Origin of the sequence: Kitasatospora sp. NPDC047058 (assembly GCF_040643935.1) — a bacterium.
Lineage (GTDB): Bacteria > Actinomycetota > Actinomycetes > Streptomycetales > Streptomycetaceae > Kitasatospora.
In genome coordinates this window covers 1-1286 of sequence record NZ_JBEYVJ010000890.1, presented here as the reverse complement: position 1 = coordinate 1286, position 1286 = coordinate 1, and the positions used below count along the sequence as shown (strand labels likewise).

The window sequence follows — 1286 nt, the reverse complement described above, 5'->3', positions numbered from 1 at the left end:
GCGGCCGGCACCACCCGGTCGGGCCGGCCCGCGCTCAGGGCCCCGCCCCGCCTCGCCCCGTTGACCGCCCACTACCGCGGGCGAGCCGCCGGGCGCCCGGCTCCGCCGCCCGCTGACCCCGCCGACCCCACCGCCCGGGCAGCCTCGGGCGGCGGGGTCATGGCCCAGCGGATCGTCCTGGTGACACCGAGCCCGCCCAGCCGTACGACCGGGTCCTCGACGACCGGGACCCACGGCAGGTGAAGCTCACGCCGGGCCCACCCGGGCAGCAGGCCGACCGCCGCGGCCGCCAGCAGCCCGTACGCCGGGCGGGCGGCCCACGGCAGGGGCGGCCGGAGGAGGATGAACCGCGCGACGTCGCGGGCGGCCGCCGTGCCGCGCAGCTCCGCCCGGTACGCCGCGAGGAGCGCCGCCAGCTGCCGCTGGTCACGCGGGGGGTCCACGACGCCGAGCGCCGCGGCCACGGTCGCGGCGTCCTCGACGTAGCCGTCGTAGGCCGCCTCGTCCAACGGCTCCGCGCCGTACCTCCGGTGTGCCCGGAGGAAGCTGTCGACCTCGGCGGCGTGGACCCAGCCGAGCAGGTGCGGATCCGCGGCCCGGTACGGCTGCCCGGACGGTGCGGTGCCGCGGATCCGCTCGTGCACCTCCCGGACCCGGTCGACCGCGCGCCGGGCGTCGTCGGCGGTGCCGAACGTCGTCACCGCCAGGAAGGTGCTCGTGCGCTGCAGCCGGCCCCACGGGTCGCTCCGGTATCCGGAATGGGCGGCGACCGCCGCCATGGCCACCGGGTGGAGCGACTGCAGCAGCAGGGCCCGCACCCCGCCGACGAACATCGAGGCGTCGCCGTGCACGGCGCGGATCGGACGCTCCGGGCCGAACCAGCGCGGACCGGGCGTTTCGTGGATGCGACTGCGTACCGCCGGCCCGTGGGGACCCGCCACCCGGGCGAACAGCTCCGATCCGAGCCGCCGCCGCACCGTGTCGAGCCCCGGGGCCGCGGGACCTCCGGTGCTCACGTCACCCACTGTAGGCCCACGCGGTGCCCGCCCGGAGACCCGGTTCGTTTCGTCCGGGTTCTTCCCGGTAGGGGCCGGGACGTCCCCGCATCGATCTGCGGCAGGGATCGTCCAAACGATCGACTTTGCATGTTCATGTCGTTTAGAGTCCGACAAAGTCAGAAGCCGATCGGGGGAGTGACGTTCGATGACCATCGCGCGCAGATCGATCCTCAAGAGCTCGTCGGCGGCCGGCGCCGCCCTGGTGGCGGGCGTGGTGCCCGCCCAGGC

At 76.2% G+C, this 1286-nt stretch carries 1 protein-coding gene; it reads right to left on the bottom strand.

Annotated elements, in window-relative coordinates; all coding sequences use genetic code 11:
• Nucleotides 1–71 precede the first annotated feature (71 nt).
• Nucleotides 72–1016: an oxygenase MpaB family protein gene (locus tag ABZ885_RS41375; RefSeq protein WP_360200402.1), complete on the bottom strand. Its 945-nt coding sequence runs from the start codon at nt 1014–1016 to the stop codon at nt 72–74.
• Nucleotides 1017–1286 lie beyond the last annotated feature (270 nt).